Annotated in this window: 20 protein-coding genes and 1 tRNA gene; 14 read left to right on the forward strand and 7 right to left on the reverse strand. The window is 63.1% G+C overall.

Going from position 1 to position 23,439, the window contains the following annotated elements; translation table 11 throughout:
* Nucleotides 1-571: 571 nt before the first annotated feature.
* The 3 genes from ACVWVY_RS21935 (at nucleotide 572) to ACVWVY_RS21945 (ending at nucleotide 3,914) form a co-directional block, all read left to right on the forward strand.
* Nucleotides 572-772, forward strand: a complete 201-nt coding sequence (locus tag ACVWVY_RS21935; RefSeq protein ID WP_456628338.1) for a hypothetical protein — start codon at nucleotides 572-574, stop codon at nucleotides 770-772.
* A 322-nt stretch (nucleotides 773-1,094) separates the two neighbouring features.
* A complete protein-coding gene (locus tag ACVWVY_RS21940; protein ID WP_456628339.1) occupies nucleotides 1,095-2,225 on the forward strand; it encodes a glycosyltransferase in 1,131 nt (376 codons plus the stop codon).
* Nucleotides 2,226-2,414: 189 nt separating this feature from the next.
* On the forward strand, nucleotides 2,415-3,914 hold the full coding sequence (locus ACVWVY_RS21945) for a glycosyltransferase family 39 protein (RefSeq protein WP_456628340.1): 1,500 nt from the start codon (nucleotides 2,415-2,417) through the stop codon (nucleotides 3,912-3,914).
* Between the two features lie 10 nt (nucleotides 3,915-3,924).
* On the opposite strand, the gene ACVWVY_RS21950 is transcribed toward ACVWVY_RS21945, so the two are convergent.
* Both ACVWVY_RS21950 and ACVWVY_RS21955 read right to left on the reverse strand, forming a co-directional pair.
* Nucleotides 3,925-5,820, reverse strand: a complete 1,896-nt coding sequence (locus ACVWVY_RS21950) for a CHASE2 domain-containing protein (protein WP_456628341.1) — start codon at nucleotides 5,818-5,820, stop codon at nucleotides 3,925-3,927.
* A gap of 11 nt (nucleotides 5,821-5,831) precedes the next feature.
* Nucleotides 5,832-6,353, reverse strand: coding sequence for a FecR domain-containing protein (locus ACVWVY_RS21955; protein ID WP_456628342.1), 522 nt, complete (start codon nucleotides 6,351-6,353; stop codon nucleotides 5,832-5,834).
* Between the two features lie 388 nt (nucleotides 6,354-6,741).
* On the opposite strand from ACVWVY_RS21955, the gene ACVWVY_RS21960 reads away from it, so the two are divergent.
* From ACVWVY_RS21960 to ACVWVY_RS22000, 9 genes are all read left to right on the forward strand, one after another.
* Nucleotides 6,742-7,437, forward strand: a complete 696-nt coding sequence (locus tag ACVWVY_RS21960) for a DUF899 family protein (RefSeq protein WP_456628343.1) — start codon at nucleotides 6,742-6,744, stop codon at nucleotides 7,435-7,437.
* A gap of 408 nt (nucleotides 7,438-7,845) precedes the next feature.
* Complete coding sequence (locus tag ACVWVY_RS21965; RefSeq protein ID WP_456628344.1) at nucleotides 7,846-9,186, forward strand: RtcB family protein; 1,341 nt, start codon at nucleotides 7,846-7,848, stop codon at nucleotides 9,184-9,186.
* Between the two features lie 265 nt (nucleotides 9,187-9,451).
* Nucleotides 9,452-10,627, forward strand: a complete 1,176-nt coding sequence (locus ACVWVY_RS21970) for a tlde1 domain-containing protein (RefSeq protein WP_456628345.1) — start codon at nucleotides 9,452-9,454, stop codon at nucleotides 10,625-10,627.
* A gap of 171 nt (nucleotides 10,628-10,798) precedes the next feature.
* Nucleotides 10,799-12,283 (forward strand): AMP nucleosidase, encoded by a 1,485-nt coding sequence (locus ACVWVY_RS21975; protein ID WP_456628346.1) that lies wholly within the window; start codon nucleotides 10,799-10,801, stop codon nucleotides 12,281-12,283.
* Between the two features lie 298 nt (nucleotides 12,284-12,581).
* Nucleotides 12,582-12,653 (forward strand) — tRNA-OTHER (locus ACVWVY_RS21980).
* Nucleotides 12,654-13,061: 408 nt separating this feature from the next.
* The gene (locus ACVWVY_RS21985) at nucleotides 13,062-14,213 is read left to right on the forward strand and encodes an SPFH domain-containing protein (protein ID WP_456628347.1); all 1,152 of its coding nucleotides are present in this window, start codon (nucleotides 13,062-13,064) and stop codon (nucleotides 14,211-14,213) included.
* 74 nt (nucleotides 14,214-14,287) lie between these two features.
* The gene (locus ACVWVY_RS21990) at nucleotides 14,288-14,839 is read left to right on the forward strand and encodes a GNAT family N-acetyltransferase (protein WP_456628348.1); all 552 of its coding nucleotides are present in this window, start codon (nucleotides 14,288-14,290) and stop codon (nucleotides 14,837-14,839) included.
* A gap of 26 nt (nucleotides 14,840-14,865) precedes the next feature.
* Entirely contained in the window at nucleotides 14,866-16,110 is a 1,245-nt protein-coding gene (gene lepB, locus ACVWVY_RS21995) for a signal peptidase I (RefSeq protein WP_456632280.1), read from the forward strand.
* Between the two features lie 404 nt (nucleotides 16,111-16,514).
* Nucleotides 16,515-17,276, forward strand: a complete 762-nt coding sequence (locus ACVWVY_RS22000) for a Crp/Fnr family transcriptional regulator (protein ID WP_456628349.1) — start codon at nucleotides 16,515-16,517, stop codon at nucleotides 17,274-17,276.
* 69 nt (nucleotides 17,277-17,345) lie between these two features.
* Here ACVWVY_RS22000 and ACVWVY_RS22005 read toward each other — a convergent pair whose 3' ends face one another.
* The 4 genes from ACVWVY_RS22005 to ACVWVY_RS22020 form a co-directional block, all read right to left on the reverse strand.
* On the reverse strand, nucleotides 17,346-17,567 hold the full coding sequence (locus tag ACVWVY_RS22005; protein WP_456628350.1) for a hypothetical protein: 222 nt from the start codon (nucleotides 17,565-17,567) through the stop codon (nucleotides 17,346-17,348).
* A gap of 41 nt (nucleotides 17,568-17,608) precedes the next feature.
* A complete protein-coding gene (locus tag ACVWVY_RS22010; protein ID WP_456628351.1) occupies nucleotides 17,609-17,821 on the reverse strand; it encodes a hypothetical protein in 213 nt (70 codons plus the stop codon).
* A gap of 731 nt (nucleotides 17,822-18,552) precedes the next feature.
* The gene (gene groL, locus ACVWVY_RS22015; RefSeq protein ID WP_456628352.1) at nucleotides 18,553-20,196 is read right to left on the reverse strand and encodes a chaperonin GroEL; all 1,644 of its coding nucleotides are present in this window, start codon (nucleotides 20,194-20,196) and stop codon (nucleotides 18,553-18,555) included.
* A 90-nt stretch (nucleotides 20,197-20,286) separates the two neighbouring features.
* Nucleotides 20,287-20,604 (reverse strand): co-chaperone GroES, encoded by a 318-nt coding sequence (locus ACVWVY_RS22020; protein WP_212422108.1) that lies wholly within the window; start codon nucleotides 20,602-20,604, stop codon nucleotides 20,287-20,289.
* A 381-nt stretch (nucleotides 20,605-20,985) separates the two neighbouring features.
* Here ACVWVY_RS22020 and ACVWVY_RS22025 point away from each other — a divergent pair, with 381 nt between their 5' ends.
* The gene (locus ACVWVY_RS22025) at nucleotides 20,986-21,273 is read left to right on the forward strand and encodes an usg protein (RefSeq protein WP_057843920.1); all 288 of its coding nucleotides are present in this window, start codon (nucleotides 20,986-20,988) and stop codon (nucleotides 21,271-21,273) included.
* Between the two features lie 152 nt (nucleotides 21,274-21,425).
* Complete coding sequence (locus tag ACVWVY_RS22030; RefSeq protein ID WP_456628353.1) at nucleotides 21,426-21,974, forward strand: cupin domain-containing protein; 549 nt, start codon at nucleotides 21,426-21,428, stop codon at nucleotides 21,972-21,974.
* 117 nt (nucleotides 21,975-22,091) lie between these two features.
* Here ACVWVY_RS22030 and ACVWVY_RS22035 read toward each other — a convergent pair whose 3' ends face one another.
* Entirely contained in the window at nucleotides 22,092-23,342 is a 1,251-nt protein-coding gene (locus ACVWVY_RS22035) for a NupC/NupG family nucleoside CNT transporter (RefSeq protein WP_456628354.1), read from the reverse strand.
* Between the last annotated feature and the right edge of the window lie 97 nt (nucleotides 23,343-23,439).

The following is a 23,439-nucleotide window of genomic DNA, read 5'->3' on the forward strand; positions in this document are numbered from 1 at the left end:
CGGCCGACACGGACTCGGCGGGCGCGGCCTCGACTGGCGCGGCCTCGACTGGCGCGGCCTCGACTGGTGTGGGCTCGACTGGTGCAGGCTGGGCCGGCGAAGGCGCCACGGTCGGCTGCGTCTCGAACGACGCGGCGACGGCATCGATTGGCTCGTCGACGGCCGGATGAGCCACCTTCAGGATCTCCGCGTGGGCAGGCTCGGGCTGCAGCCGCTGATCCTGATCCGGGCTTTGCAATTCAACCGGCGCCGGGCTCTTGGTCGGGCTCTCTTGGGGAACCGCTTTTTTGCCCCGCTCCCCCTTGCCCTTGCGGCGTCCGGATTTCCCGGCCGGTTTGGTCTCATGTGTCGTCGTCATATTTTCCCCTATTCCTATCAACCCAAAGGTCGAAACTCTGCCATGTTTGCGATGGAATCGCGGTTCTTGCTTGTCCGTTACGCGGCGCTCGCGTGGTGAGATTTTGGAGGCGGTGTCGGCAACCGGTTTTGCCGGTGGCTGACGCCGAGACTATTCCTCCACAAGCTTTTTCCGTGATATCAGTTCCCGGTCAGGCGTAGGGGGTAGTTGAGTATGAATTCACAATCAGTCGCCGGTCTTTTGGGAGCCATCGTCGCATCCATCGTGATGGTGGTTGCGATCGCCTACGGGCCGATCGGCCAGTTCGGAAAACCGGCCAAGCCGGCGAGTTTCCAGCAACCCGCGGCGCTTCAGCCGGTTCCTGCGGCGCCAGCGCCGCGCGGGCCGGTGATTCGGGAAGTGCCGAACCAGTAGGGCGGGATTGCCCCTTGCGGAATGCCTCGGGCGTTCCTATCTAGCATTCAACGGCGACGTCGACGCTTCAAAGCTCCGGCGCTGGGACGACCATGAATAGTTTGGCTGCGCCGGATGTACGCGCGCCCTCTGTTCGTGGTCGTTGGCATTTTCAGAGCATTTTCACGCAACGCAGACCCCGGACCCGATCCGGCGGCGGCTACCGAGTGGCCCACGCCGGGCAGACAACGGGTCGATTTCGCCCCGGTTTTCACGGTCCGATCACCTCGTTCCCCAAGCTCGCCTTGGCATGTCAGCCGGCTGCGGATATACGCTGGCGATCATGAATCATGCCATCAAACTGGGCTCCGAAACCCCGTCGCAGGCCGGTTTGCCTGAGCTTTCGGTCGTTGTCCCGACCTTCAACGAGCGCGACAACGTCACCGTGCTGTACCGGCGGCTGGAGGCCACGCTATCAGGCATTGCCTGGGAAGTGGTCTTTGTCGACGACAACTCCCCTGACGGGACCTGGGAAGTGGTGCGGGCGCTGGCGCGGAAGGATTCCCGCGTCCGCTGTGTCCGCCGGATCGGGCGCCGCGGCCTGTCGGGTGCATGCATCGAGGGCATTTTGGCTTCGAGCGGGCCCTATGCGGCTGTCATCGACGCCGATCTGCAGCACGACGAAACGCAACTCCCGAAAATGGTCGCGCTGCTGCGGAGCGGCGAGGCGGAACTCGTGGTCGGCAGCCGCTATATCGAGGGCGGCAGCGCCGACAGTTTCAACAAGCAGCGGGCAGGGGCCAGTCAGCTTGCAACCGAGGTCGCCAGGCGCGTCCTGAAGGTCGAGGTCGCCGATCCCATGAGCGGCTTCTTCATGATACGCCGCGACCGCTTCGAGGAACTGGCGCCGCAGCTCTCGACCCAGGGCTTCAAGATCCTGCTCGACCTCATTGCGACCGCGCACGGCAAGCTGCGCGCGGTCGAGGTGCCCTACACTTTCGGTTCGCGCCAGCACGGCGAGAGCAAGCTCGATTCCATGGTGGCGCTGGATTTCCTCGGCCTGGTGCTGGCCAAGCTGACGCATGACGTGGTGTCGCTGCGCTTCCTGTTGTTCGCAATGGTCGGGGGCACCGGCCTTGTCGTGCATCTCGTGACGCTGTTCATCGCACTCGAAATCTTCAAGGAGCCGTTTGCGGAGGCGCAGGCCGCCGGCGCGCTGGTTGCGATGACCAGCAATTTCATCCTGAACAATTTCCTCACCTATCGCGACCAGCGGCTCAAGGGATTTGCGATCCTGCGCGGCCTGCTGCTGTTCTATCTCGTCTGCGGCGTCGGACTGCTCGCCAATGTCGGCGTCGCGTTCGCGGTCTTCGACCAGGAACCGATCTGGTGGCTCGCAGGGATTGCCGGCGCGCTGATGGGCGTGGTCTGGAACTACGCCATGTCCGGACTGTTCGTCTGGCGCAAGCGATGACGGACAGCGTTTTCGAGCGAAGTGGACACCGGTTCGCGTGAAGAGTGATGGGATGACATGCGCGGCTCACACTCCGCTGTCATCGCCCGGTCTGACCGGGCGAACCCCGCCTATCGGGTTGATCGCCGGCTTCCCGGCGTACTGGATCCCCGCTTTCGCGGGGAGGACGGGTGGCGGGCGGGCTCGAAAATGAATCCGAACGAGGCGCGGGTTGCCCTCAATACGGGTCTTGCGATCCTGGCGCTGGTTGGCTTGCGCCTGATTGCCGCGGCGTTCACGCCGATCACCTTCGACGAAGCCTATTACTGGATGTGGTCGAAGCATCTTGCCGGTGGCTATTACGATCATCCGCCGATGGTCGCGGTGGTGATCCGGCTCGGCACGCTGATCGCAGGTGACACCGAGTTCGGCGTAAGGCTGGTCTCGATCCTGCTGGCGCTGCCGATGAGCTGGGCGATCTATCAGGCTGCCGCGATCCTGTTCGGCAGCCGGCGCGTGGCCGCCTCGTCGGCGATCCTTCTGAACGTCACGCTGATGGCCGCGGTCGGCACCATGATCGTCACGCCGGACGCGCCGCTGCTGGTGGCTTCCAGTCTCCTGCTGTTTGCGCTCGCCAAGGTGCTGCAGACCGGCCACGGCGTGTGGTGGCTGGCGGTCGGCGCCGCCGCCGGTTGCGCGCTGCTGTCGAAATACACCGCGCTGTTTTTCGGACCGGCGATCCTGATCTGGCTGATTGCCGTTCCCAAACTGCGGCACTGGCTGATCTCGCCCTGGCTTTATCTCGGCGGGCTCGTGGCGCTGGTGCTGTTTGCGCCGGTCATTCTCTGGAACGCCGGGCATCACTGGGTTTCCTTCATCAAGCAGATGGGACGGGCGAGGATCGAGGATTTCCGCCCGGTCTTCATTGCCGAGTTGATTCCGACGCAGATCGCGTTCGCAACGCCGCTGGTGTGGATGCTCGGCGCGATGGGGCTTTACGCATTGTTCCGCCGACGCGCCGGCACGCTGCCGGCGCGTGCGCTCGTCAATACGATGTTCTGGGTCATCGTCGCCTATTTCGTCTGGCACTCGCTGCATGCCCGCGTCGAGGCCAACTGGTTTGCGCCGGTCTATCCGGCGTTTGTGATCGCCGCCGCCGTCGCCGCGCATCTGGTCGAATGGGAGCCGCACCGGCAGCGGCTGGTCGATTTCTGCCGGCGCTGGGCGGCGCCGGGCGGCGTCTTGATGTTCGTATTGCTGGTCGTGCAGGCCGACACCGGCGTGCTGTCGGGTTATCGCCGCGATGCCACCGTGCGCAGCGTCGGCGTCGGCTGGCGCGAAACGGCCGCCGCGATCGAAGCGGTGAGGGCGCGAACGGGAGCCACATGCGTGCTGGCCTCGGACTACGGCACCACCGGCTGGCTCGCCTTCCATCTGCCGAAGGGGACCTGCGTGGCGCAGCAGAGCCAGCGCATCCGCTGGGTCAACATGCCCGAGCCCGATGCGGTGCAGCTGGCTGGCCCGTTGCTCTACGTCCGCGAAGCCCTTCCCGGCGATGCTCCCTTGCAGGACGTGTTCGCCCGCGTCCGGAAGGTCGGGGAGGTCGAGCGCAGGCGCGGCCCGCTGCTGATCGAGACCTATGCGCTGCATCTGCTGGAAGGGCCCAAGGGCGGGGTATTCGACCGCACGCCGCCGCCGGAATTGCAGTAGGCCGCGCCGGTTACTCCGCGGCGTCGGGATGCGTGCGCTGACCCATCGTGCGTTGTTCACCCCGCCATAGCCAGACCGTGAGCGAGCCTGACCGGCCGCGAATCTGCGTCTCGACGGGGCCGGCAAGGCTTCCGGTTTTCAGCCGGGCGCCGATGCGCTCCGCCGCGATGCGCAGCGTATCGCTCAGCGCCAGCCTGACATCGTGACGGGCCGCCACTTCCATCAGACGGCTCGCCACGTTCACGGTGTCGCCGGTTGCGGTGATGTGCTGATGGTTGCGGCCGCCGAGCCGGGAGGCGACGATCGGTCCGAAATGCGCGCCGATCTTGAAGCCGATACGATGAGCGATTGCCGGCGGCAACGCCTCGATCCAGCGTTCGGTCTTGACGCAGAGCGCGATCGAACATTGCGCCGCGCGCGCCGCGTCATCCGATGCCGCCTCCGGCAGGCCGAACAGGATCATGGCGCCATCGCCGAGGAAGCTCGTGATCATGCCGCCGCACCGCGTCACCTCCTTGTCGACCAGGGCGTGAAACTCCTTCAAGAGCCCCCGCGTGGCATCCGGGTCGAGCGTTTCGCTGAGCGAGGTAAATCCGGACAGATCGACGAACACGACGGCGGCATTCTGCCTGACCGGCGCCAGCAGAAAGTCGGGATCGCGCGTCAGCCATTCCTGCAGGCCCGGCGTCTGGAATTGTTCGAGCAGCCTGTTTTGCGTGGCGAGGTGCTGGGCGCTGCGCCGGCCCGACCACAATTGCAACGTACCGAACAGGATGACCGGCGGCGCGGCGGCGGCGATGGTCGTCGCAGCGTCGAGCCATATGCCATGCGCAAAAGCAATCGCATTTGTAGCCGCCCATGCCAGCACGACCGCGCTGACCGTCAAGAGGCCGATCGCGTTTCGCCGCCAGGCCAGCAAGCCGATCAGCAGCATTGGAAGCAGGATCGTCATGATGGCCTCGACGATGCGAACCGGCCGGTCGCGCACGACGCCATCGCCTGCGACCAGATGCGTAATCGCGGTGGAAATGATTTCCACGCCCGGCATCAGTGAATCGAATGGCGTCGGAAAGAAGTCGCCGGCGCCGGTTGCAGTCGCGCCGAGGACCACGATCCGGCCCTGAATGGCTTCCTTGTCGATCTGGCCATCGATCAGATTTGCGGCGCTGACGGTGCGAATGCTGTGGCGCGGGCCGTAATAGGAAATCGGCAGCGAATAGTCGGAGGCGGTCGCGATCGGCCGGTCGCCGAACAGTAGGCGGTCGGGTTCGATCGTCAGCGGCTTGCCGATGGCGACAGATGCGACACGAAGCGGAAACGACAATTCGATTCTGTCGCGCGTCCGGAACAGCATCGGGACCGACAGCGGTGTGCCGGTCTGGCCCGTCGTCACATTGGCGATGCCGACTTCCGCGCGGTCGGCAAAGGCCGGGAGCGGCAGCAGGAAGTGGTCGGCCTTCGGCAGCCGGGCCAGCGGCCCGTCGTCCGCTGCGGAAGGCTGGACGGTGTTCGAAAATACCGCCGCTGCCGCCAGCACGGTCGGACGCGCCGCGAACGATTTCGCGAGCGCCGCATCGCCGTCGGAGAGGCCCTTGTCGACCAAGAGAAGATCGATCGCAATGACCTTCGGCTCCAGATGTGCGATCGCCTCGATGATTTTGGCCATCTCGGCGCGTGGCAGCGGATAGGTGCCGGCGAGCTTGACGATGGTGTCGTCGATCGCAACGATCGTGACGAGGTCGGGCGGCGCCTTTACGCCGCGCGCCAACGTTCGCATATCTGACAATGCCGCCTCGAGCCGGTCGAGAAACCGTAAATGGCCGCTGGTATGGCCGAGCCATATCGCCCCTGCCCACAATCCCGTGCAGAGCAGCGCAATCAGAATATGAAGACGTCGATGGTTCATTCGCGTGTCTTCTATTGTCCTAGCCTTGCCATCAGGGCCGTCACGCGCGCGGGCGGCCAGCGCTTGACGATCAGGTCGCCCGACGGCTCGACATCGACGCCGTCACCTGCGCCGAGTACGACGCTGCCGCGACCGGCGGGTCGCGCCACGTTGACGCGGCCGTCGACGACAAAGACCGATGTCTTTGCACCTTCGGCGTCCACCGCCCATTTGGTGCCGCGCACTGCCGCAATCGCCTGCGGCGTCACCACGTCGAACCTGGTGCGGCCCGGCTTCTTCGGTACCTCGAGCAGGAGGGCCTTGTTGCTGAGTTCGACGGAATCGACATGCCCGTCGCGGTTGCGATCCCTGAGCTCGAATTTCGCGCCGCTTTCGGCGACGATCGTGATCGCCGTCGGGCAACGGAGCGTCTGCGTTCCCTGAGCCGTCTGCTGGGCATTGCAGCCCAATTTCGCAGGCTGGGCCGCCGCGCCGCCGATCAGCAGCAGCAGGCCTGAAAAGGCGATCCATCCGGCACGCGCCAGCCTTGTCATGGCAGCTTCCCCTTCCGGGCACGGGAGAAATTGGATTGATACGGCACCGTATCACATTGGCGCCCCCGCGTGCAAAGCGAAAGAGGTGCGCAGATAATGTGTCTGCCGGCGGGCCATAAGGTTCGGCGAAAACTCCGATCGTGCAATGCGATCCAAAAGGCGTCGTAAACGGCCGTTTACAGCGCTGAAACGGTAGAAATTAGAAAGCGTTGCCCGGACCCGTTCCGGTTGTGACACGGCGCGTCCCGGCGGGAACGCAAGGCCGGTATGCAACTTGTCGCGTGAGCGCCGGAACGCGATTTCTGAAGCGTTTCCTTGGCGCGGCAATGTCGGAGCGACGCGCCGCAAAACGTCTTGTATCCAGATCAACCAGAATCGAGGTCATGCCATGTCCGGTTCCGCCCTGAAACCCCCCGCAGAACTCGCACGCGAAAACAGCGTGCGCGTTCCCAACGAGAGCGCCGAGTATCGCCGCGCTCGCGCGCAATTGCTGGCGGAGGAGATCGAACTGCGGCGTCACATCGAGCGCGTCGCCGAGTTGCGCCGCGCGCTGCCGCCGGGCGGGGTGGTGACGAAGGACTATGCGTTCGAAGGCGAGGGCGGCAAGGCAACCTTGTCGGACCTGTTCGGCAGCAAGCAGACGCTCGTGATCTACAGCTACATGTTCGGACCGCAGCGCGAGCAGCCTTGTCCGATGTGCACGTCCTTCATGAGCACCTGGGAAGCAAAACTGCCCGACGTCGAGCAGCGCATCGCGTTCGTGTTCGTCGCGCGCTCGCCGATCGCGCGGCTGATCGCGGCGAAGAGGGCGCGCGGCTGGACACAGCACCGGATCTACTCGGACGCGTCGGGCGATTTTACGCGCGACTATGTCAGCGCGGCCGATGCAGACGCGCCCGGCTACAACGTGTTCACGCGCCGCGACGGCAGCATCCGCCATTTCTGGTCCGGCGAAATGGGACCATCGACTGCCGATCCCGGACAGGATCCGCGCGGCGCGCCCGACATGGATCCGCTATGGACCATCCTCGACACCACGCCGGAAGGGCGTGGCAAGGATTGGTATCCGCGGTTGAGTTATTAGCGCCGGCAACCCGCGAACGTTGTGGGCTCTATTTACAAATCCTGGAATTGCTGTATGTGATCGCGCGCTTCCGCCGATCCATGGAAAGACGATGCTTCGTATAGACACCAACGCTTCACGTTATGCAGGCCAGCCGGTCGTCCGGCATGGTCGCGCTTTAACGTGTCCGGTTGGTGTGTATTCGATCAGTGAATCGTACCGCCAAGGCAATCTACCAGCGTAACGCGGCAGCGGGTCTCCCTCTGCCGTCGAGGCAGGGAATGATCCGCGGTATGCCAATCATGGCAAGCTCGACCTCGTAATTCCTCCCTGCCTGCAAACCCAACCAGCCTGTGTCGCGACTGACATGGGATACTCCGGAGTCCGGAACGGACTTTGGCGTAAAGTATTGCAGTGAAGGAGAGTGAGATGCGATCCGATCCCTACCAGGAGCGCGCCAGGGCTTTGGCCGCCGAAGCCGGGCTCGACCCCGACGCCAAGATCGACCGCCCCGGTCAGCGGCCGATGCCGACCTGGTGCCTGTTTCGCGATGCCGCGCGCAAGGAGAAGCTTGCGCGCGATGCGGAGACCGTTGCCGCTGACATCGCGCTCAAGCCGCAGGCCGCGCAATACCAGAACAGCCCGTTGAAAATCTTCGGCAAGCATGACGATGCAACGATCGCGCAGATGCGCAACTGCATGTCGGTCGGCAACGCCGTCGCCGGCGTCATTTGTGCCGACGGTCATCTCGGCTATGCCCAGCCGGTCGGCGGCGTGATTGCCTATGAGAAGCAGATCAGCATCTCCGGTGTCGGCTTCGACATCGGTTGCGGCAACATGGCCGTGCGCCTCGATACGCCGTTCAGCCAGATCGAAGGCAACGTCGGCACGATCATCAAGGACGTGCACAAGGTGATTTCGTTCGGCGTCGGGCGCACCAACGACGAGCGCGTCGAGCATGATCTGTTCGACGACGCCGATGCATGGCGCGAATCCGACATGGGCGCCTACCGCCAGAAAGCGGTCTCGCAACTCGGGACCGTCGGATCGGGCAACCACTATGTCGACCTGTTGCGCGACGAGGAGGGCTTTGTCTGGATCGGCGTACACTTCGGCAGCCGCGGCCTCGGCCACACCAGCGCGACCCGCTACCTCAAGGCGGCGGGCGGCAAGGACGGCATGAACGTGCCGCCTGCCGTGATCGACGAGGACAGCGAGATCGGGCGGCGCTACATCGCGGCGATGCAACTCGCCGGGCGCTACTCCTATGCCGGCCGCGAGTGGGTGATCGAGCGCGTGCGCCGGATCATCGGCGGTGAGGTCACCGACATGGTGCACAACCACCACAATTACGCGTGGCGGGAGAACCATGGCGGCAAGGATTTGTGGGTGGTGCGCAAGGGCGCAACGCCGGCGTTTCCCGGCCAGCGTGGCTTCATCGGCGGATCGATGGGCGACGACGCGGTGATCGTCGAAGGCGTCGACAGCGAGGAGGCGAGGGCTTCGCTCTACTCGACGGTGCACGGCGCGGGTCGTTTGTTTGGCCGCAAGGAGGCCAAGCGGCGGTTCACGCGGGCCGAGATGGACGCCTGGCTGCAATCGCGTGGCGTGACGCTGGTAGGCGCCGACCTCGATGAAAGTCCGATGGCCTACCGCCGGCTGCCGGAGGTGCTGGCCGAGCACGCTCGCTCGATCAAGGTGAAGCATACGCTGCGCCCGTTCGCGGTCGCGATGGCCGGCGAGAACGAGTTCGATCCGTTCAAGGATTGAGGCCAAACTTGGCCCGATGTGGGACACCCGGCGAGTAATTTGCCCGGTGTCCCTGATTGGGACTAAATCCCGCATCATTGCGGGGATAAATTCCCCAATAGTTCCATGTATTTGAGCCTGCCTTACATCCGCCTGCGTTTAATCCGGATTTAACTAAAAGTCGCCTTAATGACGCTGTGTGCTTCTGCGAGATGCTGCTGGGGACTATCCGGACGCGGCATCAAACGGGGGACTTGGTGGAATTGTTGTTCTGGGCGTTGTGTGAATGAGTAAGCGTATGCGTGCGTACGGCCCTGCGGTGCACAACCGCAGGAAGCCTTCCCGTAAGGGCATTCCCCAATATTTCCTCGGCAGTGTCGCGGTCGCGGGTCTCGTGCTCGGCTGCGCCTGGACCGTTTACACCAATGTGTTCGGCGCCAACGTCTATCCGTCCGTGAACAGCGCCGCCTTCGTGGCGCCCGCCGTCAAGGACACGGCCACCGTTGCTGCCCGTCCGGTGCGGCCGGCTTTCAACGAAATATTCGCGTCGCTGGAGCAACAGTCCCTGGTGATCCCCGCGCCGGAGAACGTCGCGTCTTCGCTGATGTTCAACGAACGGTTCGCCGCGTCGGCGGCGCAAGGCGAGCCGTCCAGATCTGTCGGCTACCCACCCGTCGAAGCGACCAAGCTGGCGGAAGCTTCGCCACCGGCCGAAGCGCCGAAGGCGGTGCAGGCGCCGAAGCTTGTTGAGACGCCGAAGCCAAAAGTTTCCGCACCGGCCACCAAGCTCGCCTTGAACATTCCGGCCTCGACGCCGAAGGAGGTCGAGCCCAAGATTGCGGACGACAAGGCCGCGAAGGCATCCTCCGGCTCTCCGGTTCGCGACATGGCACAGCGCGCCAAGGCGGCCGTGATGTCGATTGCTTCCAACGAGAAGCAGAGCATGGTCGAAAAGCTGTGGGGCAAGCAGCCGGCATCCGGCGGGTTCCTGGCTTATGCGTCCGCCGACGCCAGCGTCACCGGCAGCATCATCGATACGCGAAGCCAGAACCCGATGATGGGCGGCGCGCCGCCCTATGACCGCCAGACCGCAGTCTACGATATCGCCGCCCAGACGGTCTATCTGCCCGACGGTACCAGGCTGGAGGCGCATTCGGGCCTCGGCTCCAAGATGGATGACGTGCGCTATTCGCACGTGCGGATGCAGGGCGTGACGCCGCCGCACATCTACGAACTGAAGCCGCGCGAGACGCTGTTTCACGGCGTGCCGGCGCTGCGGCTGACGCCGCTCGGCGGCGAGGAAAAAATCCACGGCCGCGACGGGTTGCTCGCGCACACCTACATGCTCGGGCCGAGCGGCCAGTCCAACGGCTGCGTTTCATTCAAGGATTACTACGCGTTTCTCGACGCCTACAAGAACAAGGGCATCCGCCGCCTCGCCGTGCTGGCGAAGGTGCAGTAGCGGCATCGGGTCGCTGCTCCCGTGTGCCTGATGGCGTAAACCTGTCATGGGGGTAGTTCCGGGCAAGACCCAGACGCGTCTGGATCGAAACTCGATTGTGGTTATATTTGCTGATCCAGAGTGAGTCTCCGCTCGACAACCAGTCTGGCGTGAAGCGACATGTGATCCGCAATGCTCGTCGAAACTCCACCGCCCTTCGCGACCGAGGCATTCGTCGATGCCGGTGCGGCCGTTGCCCGTCTCGAAGAGATCTACGAGCGCAATACCCGGTTCCTTCGCGATCGCTTTGAAGCCTATGTCAATGGCGGGGTGCTCACAACGCGCGTGCGAGCCTGTTATCCGCTTGTGCGGATGACGACCTCGACCCATGCGCGGCTCGATTCGCGTCTCGCTTACGGCTTTGTCGCGGGGCCGGGCGTGCATGAGACCAGCGTGACGCGCCCGGATATTTTCCGCACCTATCTTACCGAGCAGATCGAGCTGTTGGTCAATAATCACGGCGTGCCGGTTGAAATCGGCGAGTCGAACGAGCCTATTCCGATTCATTTCGCCTATCGGCGGGACATCAACATCGAGGCGGCGCTGACGATTGCCGACAGTTCGGCCTTTACGCGATCGCTGCGCGACGTGTTCGATACGCCCGATCTTGCCGCCATGGACGATGCGATCGCCGACGGCACGTTTGAGCTGCCTCCCGGAGCACCCGAACCCCTGTCCCTGTTCCGTGCGGCGCGGGTCGATTACTCACTGCGCCGGCTCTATCACTACACCGGCACTGATCCCGAGCACTTCCAGAATTTCGTGATTTTCACGAACTACCAGCTCTATGTCGATGCCTTCGTGCAACTGTGCCAGCAGCGCCTCGCATCGGGCGAGATCGGCCCCGACGCCTTTGTTGCGCCCGGGAATGCGATCACGCGCAATGCGCGGCTTGGCGGCGGCACGACCGGGATTACGCCTGAGCGCGTGCCACAGATGCCTGCCTTTCATCTCGTCGAGCCCGGCTATGGCGGCATTACCCTGATCAACATCGGCATCGGCCCGTCCAATGCGCGGAACGTCACCGATCACGTCGCGGTGTTGCGGCCGCATGCCTGGCTGATGGTGGGGCATTGCGCGGGCCTCAGGAATACGCAGCGGCTCGGCGACTACGTGCTCGCGCATGGTTACGTCCGCGAGGATCACGTGCTCGACCATGAGCTGCCGCTCTGGGTCCCGATCCCGGCACTTGCCGAGATGCAGGTCGCGCTCGAGGAAGCGGTCGGCGAGGTTACCGGGCTGACCGGCTTTGATCTCAAACGGGTGATGCGCACCGGAACGGTCGCAAGCGTCGACAATCGCAATTGGGAAATCAGCGGGCGATCGGTCATTCGACGGCTGTCGCAATCCCGCGCTGTCGCGCTCGACATGGAGTCCGCAGCGATTGCCGCCAACGGCTATCGCTTCCGCGTCCCCTACGGCACTCTGCTGTGCGTCTCCGACAAGCCGCTGCACGGCGAAATCAAGCTCGCCGGCATGGCCAGCGAATTCTACCGGCGACGCGTCGGTCAACATCTCGAGATCGGCCTGAAGGCGCTCGAACGGCTCAAGCACCAGGAATCCGAGCGCCTGCATTCGCGCAAGCTCAGAAGCTTTGCCGAAGTCGCATTTCAGTAGCAATTGTAGGGTGGGCAAAGCGGAGCGTGCGCCCACCATTTGGAAGCGCGCTCGACGATGGATGGCGGGCACGTCGCTGACGCTCCTTTGCCCACCCTACGAAACTGCGAAGTTGGTTAGCGCTGTGACGATGACGACACAGCGTCTCCTCGATCACGAAAAATCTTCTCAGCGCTCTTGCAATCTCAAGATGCTTCGTTTATTGACCCGCTCCTTCGCTTTGGCCATGGGTTCGGGCTCGTTGTGATCCCGACTGGCGCAGGCCGGTTTCCGGTTTCGTGTTCCGCCTGGTGAAGACGCGATAGTAGCTCAGCGGTAGAGCATCGGGGTGACCCGAAGGTCGCCGGTTCGATTCCGGTCTATGGCACCACAAAGGATAGCTCAGTTGGGTAGAGCAGATGAATAGTAATCATCGGGTCGTGGGTTCGAATCCCGCTCCGCTCCGGTTCAGCCTGAAAAGCTGATTCCCATTGAAGGGGACCGGACGCGCGCTTCAGTCGCAGTCCGGCCGCATTGCCGCAAGGCTTTCCGTCCGAACCAAGACACTGTGAGACCGGCTTTGCGCCGCGGTGGATACCGCTTGCGTTGATGCCGGGTGGCAACGTTTGACCGCTCGACGCAAGTCGGGCGATCGAGCGCGTGCGCCCGCTATCTGCGCAAGCTCAAACCCGGCCCGCCGAGCTTTCAGGAAGCGTCGTCCGCGTCCCCACGTCCTTTGCAAAACGAAACCCGCGTTCCGACCCTGCCAGGGCCGGAGGGCAAACCATGGAGGCGTGCCATGACCTGGCATTTGCTGATGAAGACGCTGACGGTGAAGGATGGCGAGCGTGCGTTGCTGACGCGCGACGGCAGGTTCGAGCGCGTGCTCGAACCCGGTCGTCATCGGCTGTTCGATCTGCGGCGTCAGTTGACGGCGGAGATCTTCAACGTCGTTCGCACCGAATTCCCCGCGGAGCGTTACGCGGTGCTGAAGGCCGCGCGGCCCGACCTGGCTGGCGAGCTGTTCGAGGCGGTGGAGACGAAGGCGAACGAAATCGCCATCGTCAGCCTCGACGGCCGCCCCGTGCACCTGATGACGCCCTGGCAGGCGCGCGTCTACTGGAAGGTCGCGACGTCGGTCGATGTCGAGCGCATCGATGTGGCGGACGATCCCCGCGTGACCGCACGTCACCTCGCGATGATCGAGCGCAACCGTCCCACCATCGTGACGGAGGCGGTGGTCGAGAACCACGAGGCCGGCCTGCTCTATGTCGAGGGCAGGTTGCTGGAGCGGCTTGCGCCCGGCCGGCACGCCTTCTGGATCGCCGGCCGCAAGATCGAGGTCAAGCGCCTCGATCTGCGCCCCCAGGCGGTGGAGATCACCGCGCAGGAAATGCTGACCAGGGATCGCATCGCGCTGCGTGTGACCCTGACGGCATTCCGCCGGATCGTCGACCCCGAGCGCGTGGTCGCGGCCGTGCCCGACGTGGATGCGTGGCTGTACCGGCTGGTGCAGTTCGCCATCCGTGAGGCGGTTGCCGGCCGCACGCTCGACGAGGTGCTGTCGGCGAAGGCTGCGCTGGATGCGGAGCTGCGCGACTACGTACGCGAGCGCATCGCCGATAGCGGCGTCGAGGTCTCCGAGCTCGGCGTGAAGGACGTGATCCTGCCCGGCGAGATCCGCGAGCTGGTCAACAAGGTGGTGGAGGCAGAACGGGTCGCGAAGGCGAACCTGATCCGCCGGCAGGAAGAGACCGCGGCGACGCGCTCGCTCCTGAACACCGCCCGCCTGATGGAGGAGAACCCTCTGCTGCTGCGGCTCAAGGAGCTGGAGTCGCTGGAGCGGCTCGTGGAGAAGGTCGGCCGCATCGACCTGCATGCGGGTGACGGGCAGGGCTTTGACGCCCTGCTCACCAAGCTGGTCCGCCTGAAGCCCGCGGAGAATGCATGACAGGAAGGGTCGCCCACGGGCGGCCCTTCATTTTTTGTTTTCAGACATCGCGCGGCAACGCTACATTCGCATCCATGTCCCCGCCCGATTTTCAGCCGACGCTGGTCGGCCCCAGCATCACCGTCAGGCCAATTTCGAAAGACGATTGGACCGACATGTTTGCGGCCGGCTCCGACCCGGAGATCTGGAAAGTGCATCCCGTCCCCGATCGCTACACCGAAGCGGGGTTTCGGAAATTCTTCGATGGCGCAGTCGATGCCAAAATGGGCTTTGCGTTCGTCGACCAGTCGAATGGACGCATCATCGGCTCGAGCCGCTATTACGGCTACGAGCCCGAACTGAGCGAGATCGAGATCGGCTGGACTTTCCTGGCGCGCAGCCACTGGGGCGGCTGCGCCAATCGCGAGGTCAAGCGGTTGATGCTCGACCACGCGTTCACCTTCGTCGATGCCGTGATCTTCTGGGTCGGCGATCAGAACTGGCGCTCGCAGGGCGCGATGACCAAGATCGGCGGCATCAAGCGCGACGGGCTATTCACCCGGGAGTTGTCCGGCGACAGGCCGTATTACATCTTCGAGATTACGAAGGCGCGGTATCGGCAGGGCGGGCGTGCGCTGGTGGAGTAAGGGGCGGGCTGGGAGCAGGGGGCATGATGTCTGATTTGCCGATCGATGCGGGTGCTGAGCGCACGTCGCCGCTGATCTCATTCTGGTTGAGTCCACGGCAGACCATCGAGCGCCTTGTGGCCGAACGGCCGCATCATCTGGTGCTGCCCTTGATCACGCTTGGTGGCGCGGCGTCGGCCGCCAACATGCTGTCGGGATATGGCGCGGGTAGCGACATCGTCGGCTGGCGGACGTTGCTGGCCTGTGCCGTCGGCGCAGGTATTTTCGCAATTTTCAATCTCTACGTCCTTGCCGTCATTACCGGCTGGATCGGACGAAAGATGGGGGGTGTGGCATCGAACGATGCGGTGCGTGCCGTCTTCGCCTGGGGCATGTTGCCAAGCATTCTGGGATTTGCGGTCGTTCTGGCGATTGCCGCTGGCTGGCGTTTATTCACGCCTGGAGCGGAGCCGGGGTTGCTGTCGTCATTATTCGACCTTGTGAACGGCGTCTGCGGGCTTTGGGGGCTGGTCGTGACCTTGATGATGCTGTCCCGGGTCGAGCGGTTCGGCTTCTGGCGGACGATCGTGACCTATTTTGTCGGCACGCTGGCGCTCGCGGCAGGCCTGGCGCTCATGGTGCGGACTTTCCTGTTTCATCCGTTCAGCTTGCCGTCGGCTTCCATGTCGCCGACCTTGCTGCCGGGCGACCGTGTCTTCGCGGCGAAATATCAGTATGGCTATACCCACTATTCGCTGCCATTCTCACCGCCGCTGTTTTCGGGGCGCATCTTCGGCTCCGCCCCCCTGCGCGGCGATGTGATCGTCTTCCGGCTGCCAAGGGATACTTCGACCGACTACGTCAAGCGCGTGGTGGGGCTTCCCGGCGATCGCATTCAGATCAAGGACGGAGAGCTTCATATCAACGGTACGGCCGTCAAGCGCGAGCGCGTCGAGAGTTTCGAAGACAGCGCCTTGTGTGGCGGCGGACCGGCCAAGGCGAAGCGCTGGCGCGAGACGTTGCCGGAGGGAGCGAGTTACGTGACGCTGGATTGTGTCGACAGGGGTTTCTACGACGATACCAATGTCTATACCGTCCCGGCCGGTCACCTGTTCGTGCTCGGCGACAACCGCGACAACTCCACGGACAGCCGTGTCCTCACCTCTGTGGGATACATCCCGCTGGAGAATGTGATTGGTCGCGTGAGTATGATTTTCTTTTCGCGCGATGCCGGCGGCGACGGCACGCCGCCTTTTATCCGTTACGGGCGGATCGGCACGGTGGTGCAATAGCGTGACATTAGTGGCTGCATTACAACGGCCAGCCGCGCAACGCTGGACGCGGATCTCGTCGTAACTGCACCGCCCGTTGAGAAGCAAGCCGTTTCAAGCGCTATTCGGCTTGCCGTGCGCTGGAATTGGAACCTCACGATCCCGTAAGCTTACGGTGTTACCCATGCGTATTTTATGGTTGCGTCCGAAAGCTCATTTGCATCTAACTCTTAAGGCGACACGAGTAGTCCGCCTCGCGCCCGAGCGTTTGGGGGCTTTTTATTAGAGTTGAGCGTTTGTTTCAGTGAGTATGTGTAGAGAAAGCAGATTTAACTCATGTTCAGGCCGCCGTTCCGGAATGCTCCAAATGGCGATGGTCGCGGACGCTTCACCGCGGGCTCCCCGCAGTGACGCCTCCAGCGGGAATGGGTAATCGCCTTCTTGCAGCATTGCCCGCATCGGACCTTGATCTGCTGAGGCCCGAGCTTGAGGTCATCGCGCTCGATCAGGACGTGGTCCTGTCGCGGGCGGGTGACGCGATCGAGTACGTTTTCTTCCCGTATAGCGGCGCCATCTCACTGATGATCGATATGGCGGACGGGCATACCGTTGCCATCGCCGCGGTTGGGCGCGAAGGGGCGGTAGGTATTCTATCGGTGCTCGGGCCGTCGTCTGCAGACAATACCGCGGTCGTTCGTGCGGCCGGCACCGCCGCCCGGATACCCGCATCGCGATTTCACTCCGCTTTCACCCGGAGCCTTGCGATACGGCACGCAGTCCAGATTCATGTTAGGGCGATGCTTAAACAGCTTCAGCTCGGTTCGGCCTGCAACGCACTTCATCCCGTCGAAGCGCGCATGGCTCGCTGGTTGCTTCAGCTTCGCGACCGCGTCGACCATGATGTGCTCCCGCTCACCCAGCAGGCGCTCTCGCAAATACTCGGCGTGCGACGTACGACCGTGACGCTCCTGATGCGCAATCTGCGCGCGCGTGGAGCGATCAGGTCCGATCGACGAGGCCTGATCGAGATCGACCCGGCGCGGCTCGCGGCGGCAGCGTGCGAATGCCACAACGTCATGCATCTCGAAGTCGAGGAGATGTTCGCGACGAATTTGTCCCGATCTCGCGCGGCGGCTCTGCCCGAACACCGGCGCATTCCAGGAATCAAAACGGGCGGCGCCATGTAAGCGCGTTTCCGCGCAACCGCTCGACCGTCCGTATCGCGACGTGCCGCTGCGGCGCTGCCGGAAAGCCCATCAAACCGCGGATTGTCCGCCCGATCCGCTTTTCTGCCGCCAATCCCGACCGGGTGCCGGCTCGGATTCCGCCTCGAGCCTCGCAATTTCTCGCAGCACCTTTGCCGTCTGGCGCAGGTCATTGCGCTCAGGACCCGGCTTCAGCCGTCGCGCTTCGTAAAGAAATTCCTTGGCCTGCAGTAGCCAGGTGGAGGTTTCAGTCGGGATTTGCATTCGCGGCATGGTGTCCCCCATTGCGATGACAGCCTGATCCGTGCCGACGGTTACGCCAGAGAGACCGCGCTGCGGCGCGGGAGCCGCATGCTCGGCTCGGCGACCCAGGCTTCGCGCGCGAACCAGGCGTGATCGGCGTGGCAAATCGGGCAATGGGTGCGCGCGAAAAACACCGCGCTGCGCGCAAAGCTCTCACGATCGGTCTTGATGCCGGTTGGAATCGCATGTCCGGTTTGCGGACACCTGACCATGACCATACCCATGTCGCCCTCCCTGGAAATTACTTTTTTTGTTTGTTGGAAAAGTACCGGCCGGTTGGAGTTCGCCTCTTGTCGGTGCGGGTTACTTGGGGGGCATCGCACCTGGTCTGATCGAGCATTGGGCAGTGGGGCTCGTGCTCGTTACTGGGCTTATTCCTACCGGCCGGATCCCTCCTCAAACGAACCTTGTCAAACTAGCCTTGGACGTGAAATGAGCGCGGCTTCCCGGCCGGCCCGATGAAGAATGTTCCTGAAATGCTTGCAATCGGCTCATCCGCTTCCGTCGCGTTTCGGTGTGGCTTTCACTTCGCTTTCACTCACGGCACAATTATCCCGTCAGGCGAAAGCATTCCTCGCGACGCTCGCCAGCGTCACGAGAGCTCGCGCTCCGTGTTCGATCAGATTTTGGATGAGCCTTGATCTAGCCCCGACGTTACTTTGGACTACGGAAAGGCGAACTGTCGGTTCGGTTTGCGACTCTCGTGCATAAATTTTTTTTGAAATTGTCAACATACACCATCGTATATTTGCAGAGACGTGTGCATAACTGGGATATCTCGCCGCGGGCGTGAGGTCTTGTCCTCAGCGTGACGTTGCGAGTTTTTCAGCGTGACGTCCCGACCGACGTCAGTGTTCACTGCGCGCTAGCGGTCGTCCGCACGTTTTGCCCAAACAAAAACCCCGGCATCGCTGCCGGGGTTTTGCATTCCTTGAATATCGCTTGAGTGGCTGGATCAGAAGTCCATGCCGCCCATGCCGCCGCCCGGGGGCATGCCGCCTGCGCCTGCACCGGCCTTCTTCGGCAGTTCGGCGATCATGGCTTCGGTGGTGATCAGCAGAGCCGCAACGGATGCCGCGTTCTGGATCGCCGCACGAACGACCTTGGTCGGGTCGATGATGCCCTTGGAGACGAGGTTGCCGTATTCGCCGGTCTGCGAGTCGAAGCCGTAATTGTACTGCTCCTTCTCGAGGATCTTGCCGACGATAACGGAGCCGTCTTCACCTGCGTTGATCGCGATCTGGCGGGCCGGCGCGGAGAGCGCCTTGCGCACGATCTCGACGCCGGTCTTCTGGTCGTCGTTCTGGGTCTTGATGCGCTTGAGCTGCTCGGAGGCGCGGAGCAGGGCGACGCCGCCGCCCGGCACGATGCCTTCTTCAACCGCCGCGCGGGTCGCATGCATCGCGTCATCCACGCGATCCTTGCGCTCCTTGACTTCGACTTCGGTCGCGCCGCCGACGCGGATCACCGCGACGCCGCCGGCGAGCTTGGCCAGACGCTCCTGCAGCTTCTCGCGGTCGTAGTCCGAGGTGGTTTCCTCGATCTGCGCCTTGATCTGCTGGACGCGGGCCTCGATGTCGGCCTTCTTGCCGGCACCGTTGACGATGGTGGTGTTTTCCTTGTCGATCATCACCTTCTTGGCGCGGCCGAGCATCTGCAGGGTGACGTTCTCGAGCTTGATGCCGAGATCTTCCGAGATCGCCTGACCACCGGTCAGAACGGCGATGTCCTGCAGCATGGCCTTGCGGCGATCGCCGAAGCCCGGAGCCTTGACGGCAGCAACCTTGAGGCCGCCACGCAGACGGTTGACGACGAGGGTGGCGAGAGCTTCGCCTTCGACGTCTTCGGCGACGATGACCAGCGGCTTGCCGGTCTGCACCACGGCTTCGAGCAGCGGCAGCAGTTCGTTCAGCGAGGAGAGCTTCTTCTCGTTGATCAGGATGTAGGCGTCGTCCATTTCAACGCGCATCTTGTCGGCGTTGGTGACGAAGTAGGGCGAGATGTAGCCGCGGTCGAACTGCATGCCCTCGACGACGTCGAGTTCGGTCTCGAGCGACTTGGCTTCCTCAACCGTGATGACGCCCTCGTTGCCGACCTTCTTCATGGCGTCGGCCAGGAACTTGCCGATTTCGGCGTCGCCGTTGGCGGAGATGGTGCCGACCTGGGCGATTTCCTCGTTCGAGGTGACCTTCTTGGAGTTCTTGACGAGGTCGGCGACCACGGCTTCCACCGCCAGATCGATACCGCGCTTCAGGTCCATCGGGTTCATGCCGGCGGCAACCGACTTGGCGCCTTCACGGACGATCGCAGCCGCCAGAACGGTCGCGGTGGTGGTGCCGTCGCCGGCAGCATCCGCGGACTTCGAGGCGACTTCGCGCACCATCTGCGCGCCCATGTTCTCGAACTTGTCGTCGAGCTCGATCTCCTTGGCGACGGTGACGCCGTCCTTGGTGATACGGGGAGCGCCGAACGACTTGTCGAGCACGACGTTGCGGCCCTTGGGGCCGAGCGTTACCTTGACGGCGTTGGCGAGAATATCGACGCCGCGCAGCATGCGGTCGCGGGCATCTACGCCGAATTTGACTTCTTTAGCTGACATATTTGGTATCCCTGAGTTGATGCTTGGTTCTCACCCTGTCGGGGAGGCGCCTTGCGGCGCTCCTCAGGGTGAGCGTTGCAGGCGAAGCGCTTAGGCAGCCTTCTTCTTGGTGCCGGCGGGGACGTCGAGCACGCCCATGATGTCGCTCTCCTTCATGATCAGGAGATCTTCACCGTCGATCTTGACCTCGGTGCCCGACCATTTGCCGAACAGCACGCGGTCGCCGACCTTGAGGTCGATCGGGATCAGCTTGCCGGCTTCGTCGCGGCCACCCGGGCCCACGGCAGTGATTTCGCCCTGCGAGGGCTTTTCCTTGGCACTGTCCGGAATGATGATGCCGCCAGCAGTCTTCTCTTCGGCGTCGATACGCTTGACCACGACGCGGTCGTGAAGCGGACGGAATTTCATGCAGTCCTCCTAAGTTTCTGAAAATGTTGTCAGATTCTGTAATTTTGGCAGTCCGAGCGGGCGAGTGCCAACACGGCTGCGGCTGATTTAGGCCAGTCTTGTTCGGGGGACAAGGGCTTCTAGCAGAAAAATTGGCACTCAAATATGACGCCTGCCAATTTCGTTAATCATGATTAATTCGGCGGACGGGGTCGCGGACCCCGTATTAGCACGTGCGGTAAGCTGCTGCTAACGCGCCCTTTTTCAACAGATCGTTAAACATTTAGGCTTGTGATGGGTTGGTATCGTGCGTCACATTTCTCTCATGTGAGCGCATCTCCGCCGGGGTGGCTCGGTGTGTGGCCACCACGTGAAATGCGCTTCCAGCAATGGAGGTTTGGCATGGTGTCGCGGGTTGGAGTTGCTTCCGACGACTTCCGGAAGCAGGTGTTGGGTTATGGGCTGACGACGGCGCAAATCCTGTATCGGATGCCGGATCATCCCTCATTGCTGCAGACCTATGTCTGGCAGAATTACGATCTGTTTCCGAAATTCCCGGCGCTGAAGGATTTCCTCGCCTTCTGGCAGGAAAAGCTTGATGGGCCGCTGTTCTCCGTGACGGTCGCGCACTCCAAGCTGATCAAGCCCGCCGAGCTGCGCGCGGTCGACGGCGTGTTCCGGCTGCATTGATCGACCTGGGGTACGGTGGGCAAAGCGAAGCGTGCCCACCGCCGAGCCGACGTCGGGATAGATGATGGGCATGGCGCGAAGCGCTCCTTTGCCCACCTACAAATTTCGATTTGTGTTAGCCTCCTCCCATCAACAAAAAACGGGAGGCACAAATGGCCAAGCAGAAAGCGGCATCACGTCCCGCGGCGCAGACCGCCGTGAAGAAGAAATGGTCGGGCCACAAGACGGCAGCCAAGTCTTCGGCCCGCAAGACAGTCAAATCCAAGGCGAGGGGCGTTGCGGCGGCAAAGTCGAAACCGCCCAGGAAGGCACGGCCGAAGCAGCGCATCGCCATCAGCCATCACCGCGAGGAGGATTTCAAGGCCGACGGCCTGCGCACCTACGCGCATTACCGCGACCTCGGCATCGCGGACGCTAGCCACGGCCTGGCGCAGGCGCATGTGATCCGCCTGATCGGTCCGTGCAATCCAGCGGAAGTTTCAAAGCTGCACTACCACGACGTCGAATTCCAGATGGTCTACGTGCTCAAGGGCTGGGTGAAGACCTACATGGAAGGCCAGGGCGAGACCTTGATGAAGGAAGGCAGCGCCTGGACGCAGCCGCCGCGCATCAAGCACCTGATCATGGATTATTCCGACGACGTCGAACTGCTGGAAGTGATTTTGCCGGCCGAGTTCAAGACGGTGGAGCTGGCGTCGTAAGGCGCGCGTTTGCTTACGCTCGTCATGCCCGGGCTTGACCCGGGCATCCACGTCTTACTTTCGTTCTGTCGAAACAAGAACGGGGATGGCCGGGTCGAGCCCGGCCATGACGGCTCTTTAAGTCATCACCCCCACGATCGCGCCCATCAGGCACGTCGTCAGCGTCCCCGATACGATCGACTTCAATCCCAGCGCATTGATCTCCTCGCGCCGTTCGGGCGCCATCGTCCCGAGGCCACCGATCATGATGCCGAGGCTGGCGAAGTTTGCAAAGCCGCACATCGCGTAGAGCATGATCAGCCGCGAGCGTGGATCGAGCGCGTCAGCGCCGAGCTTTGACAGTTCGACATAGGCGATCAATTCGTTGAGGATGGTCTTGATGCCCATCAGGCTTCCCGCCGTGATCGCTTGCGGCCAGGGCAGGCCCATCAGCCAGCATACCGGCGCCATCAGGTAGCCCAGCAGGCGCTGCAGCGAAATTTTGCCGCCGCCGATCTCGGGCAACAGCCCGAGGATCGCGTTGGCGAGATAGACCAGCGCCACCAGCACCAGCAGCATGGCTACGATGTTGAGCAGCAACTCAAGCCCGGTCGTGGTGCCCTTGACGATCGCATCCATGGTGCTCGAGGTTTGCATGTCGGGATCTTCCAACGATCCGCCCGTGCGCTTGTCGGAAATCTCCGGCACCATGATCAGGCTTACCAGGATGGCCGCCGGCGCGCCCAGCACCGAGGCAATGACAAAATGCGCCGCCGCGTCCGGGATCAGCGGTGCGAGGAAGGTGGCATAGAGCACCAGCACGGTGCCGGCGATGCCCGCCATGCCGCCGGTCATCACCAGAAACAATTCGCTGCGGGTGAGTTGCGCGAGATAAGGCCGGATGAATAGCGGCGCCTCCACCATGCCGAGGAAGATATTTGCCGCGGTGGATAGCCCCACCGCGCCGCCGACGCCGAGCGTGCGCTCCAGGAGCCATGCCATGCCGCGCACGATCGGCGGCAGCACGCGCCAGTAGAACAAGAGCGTCGTCAGAACGCTCATGACCAGCACGATCGGCAGCGCCTGAAACGCCAGGATGAAATCCGCGCCCGGCGCCTTGAGGTCAAATGGTAGCGGGCCGCCGCCGAGATAGCCGAACACAAAGGAAGTGCCGGCGCGGGTGGCCGCCGAGATCGTGTTGACGGCGTCATTGATGGCGCCGAACGCCTTTGCCACCGGCGGCAGCTTGAGCAGCACCAGCGCGGTGACAACGGTGACGGCCAGGCCAACCGCCATTTGCCGCAACGAGACCGCGCGGCGGCTCTCGCTGAGCGCCCACGCGATCGCCAGCAACGCCAGCACGCCGAACCCCGATTGCAGTTGCAGCATGAATCCCCCGCCAACCCCGGCAAGCGATTATGCCAGCGCCGGGCGGCCGCGCAATGCCGTGTTGCGGGCCTGCCCGTTGACATCGGCATCGCGCTCA

Source organism: Bradyrhizobium sp. URHC0002 (assembly GCF_054059515.1).

What these genes read in the sequence shown, in the direction of transcription:
- ACVWVY_RS21935 (WP_456628338.1), top strand. Translation starts at nt 572, where the DNA reads ATGAATTCACAATCAGTCGCCGGTCTTTTGGGAGCCATCGTCGCATCC.
- ACVWVY_RS21940 (WP_456628339.1), top strand. Translation starts at nt 1,095, where the DNA reads ATGAATCATGCCATCAAACTGGGCTCCGAAACCCCGTCGCAGGCCGGT.
- ACVWVY_RS21945 (WP_456628340.1), top strand. Translation starts at nt 2,415, where the DNA reads ATGAATCCGAACGAGGCGCGGGTTGCCCTCAATACGGGTCTTGCGATC.
- ACVWVY_RS21950 (WP_456628341.1), bottom strand. Translation starts at nt 5,820, where the DNA reads ATGAACCATCGACGTCTTCATATTCTGATTGCGCTGCTCTGCACGGGA.
- ACVWVY_RS21955 (WP_456628342.1), bottom strand. Translation starts at nt 6,353, where the DNA reads ATGACAAGGCTGGCGCGTGCCGGATGGATCGCCTTTTCAGGCCTGCTG.
- ACVWVY_RS21960 (WP_456628343.1), top strand. Translation starts at nt 6,742, where the DNA reads ATGTCCGGTTCCGCCCTGAAACCCCCCGCAGAACTCGCACGCGAAAAC.
- ACVWVY_RS21965 (WP_456628344.1), top strand. Translation starts at nt 7,846, where the DNA reads ATGCGATCCGATCCCTACCAGGAGCGCGCCAGGGCTTTGGCCGCCGAA.
- ACVWVY_RS21970 (WP_456628345.1), top strand. Translation starts at nt 9,452, where the DNA reads ATGAGTAAGCGTATGCGTGCGTACGGCCCTGCGGTGCACAACCGCAGG.
- ACVWVY_RS21975 (WP_456628346.1), top strand. Translation starts at nt 10,799, where the DNA reads ATGCTCGTCGAAACTCCACCGCCCTTCGCGACCGAGGCATTCGTCGAT.
- ACVWVY_RS21985 (WP_456628347.1), top strand. Translation starts at nt 13,062, where the DNA reads ATGACCTGGCATTTGCTGATGAAGACGCTGACGGTGAAGGATGGCGAG.
- ACVWVY_RS21990 (WP_456628348.1), top strand. Translation starts at nt 14,288, where the DNA reads ATGTCCCCGCCCGATTTTCAGCCGACGCTGGTCGGCCCCAGCATCACC.
- lepB (WP_456632280.1), top strand. Translation starts at nt 14,866, where the DNA reads ATGTCTGATTTGCCGATCGATGCGGGTGCTGAGCGCACGTCGCCGCTG.
- ACVWVY_RS22000 (WP_456628349.1), top strand. Translation starts at nt 16,515, where the DNA reads ATGGGTAATCGCCTTCTTGCAGCATTGCCCGCATCGGACCTTGATCTG.
- ACVWVY_RS22005 (WP_456628350.1), bottom strand. Translation starts at nt 17,567, where the DNA reads ATGCCGCGAATGCAAATCCCGACTGAAACCTCCACCTGGCTACTGCAG.
- ACVWVY_RS22010 (WP_456628351.1), bottom strand. Translation starts at nt 17,821, where the DNA reads ATGGGTATGGTCATGGTCAGGTGTCCGCAAACCGGACATGCGATTCCA.
- groL (WP_456628352.1), bottom strand. Translation starts at nt 20,196, where the DNA reads ATGTCAGCTAAAGAAGTCAAATTCGGCGTAGATGCCCGCGACCGCATG.
- ACVWVY_RS22020 (WP_212422108.1), bottom strand. Translation starts at nt 20,604, where the DNA reads ATGAAATTCCGTCCGCTTCACGACCGCGTCGTGGTCAAGCGTATCGAC.
- ACVWVY_RS22025 (WP_057843920.1), top strand. Translation starts at nt 20,986, where the DNA reads ATGGTGTCGCGGGTTGGAGTTGCTTCCGACGACTTCCGGAAGCAGGTG.
- ACVWVY_RS22030 (WP_456628353.1), top strand. Translation starts at nt 21,426, where the DNA reads ATGGCCAAGCAGAAAGCGGCATCACGTCCCGCGGCGCAGACCGCCGTG.
- ACVWVY_RS22035 (WP_456628354.1), bottom strand. Translation starts at nt 23,342, where the DNA reads ATGCTGCAACTGCAATCGGGGTTCGGCGTGCTGGCGTTGCTGGCGATC.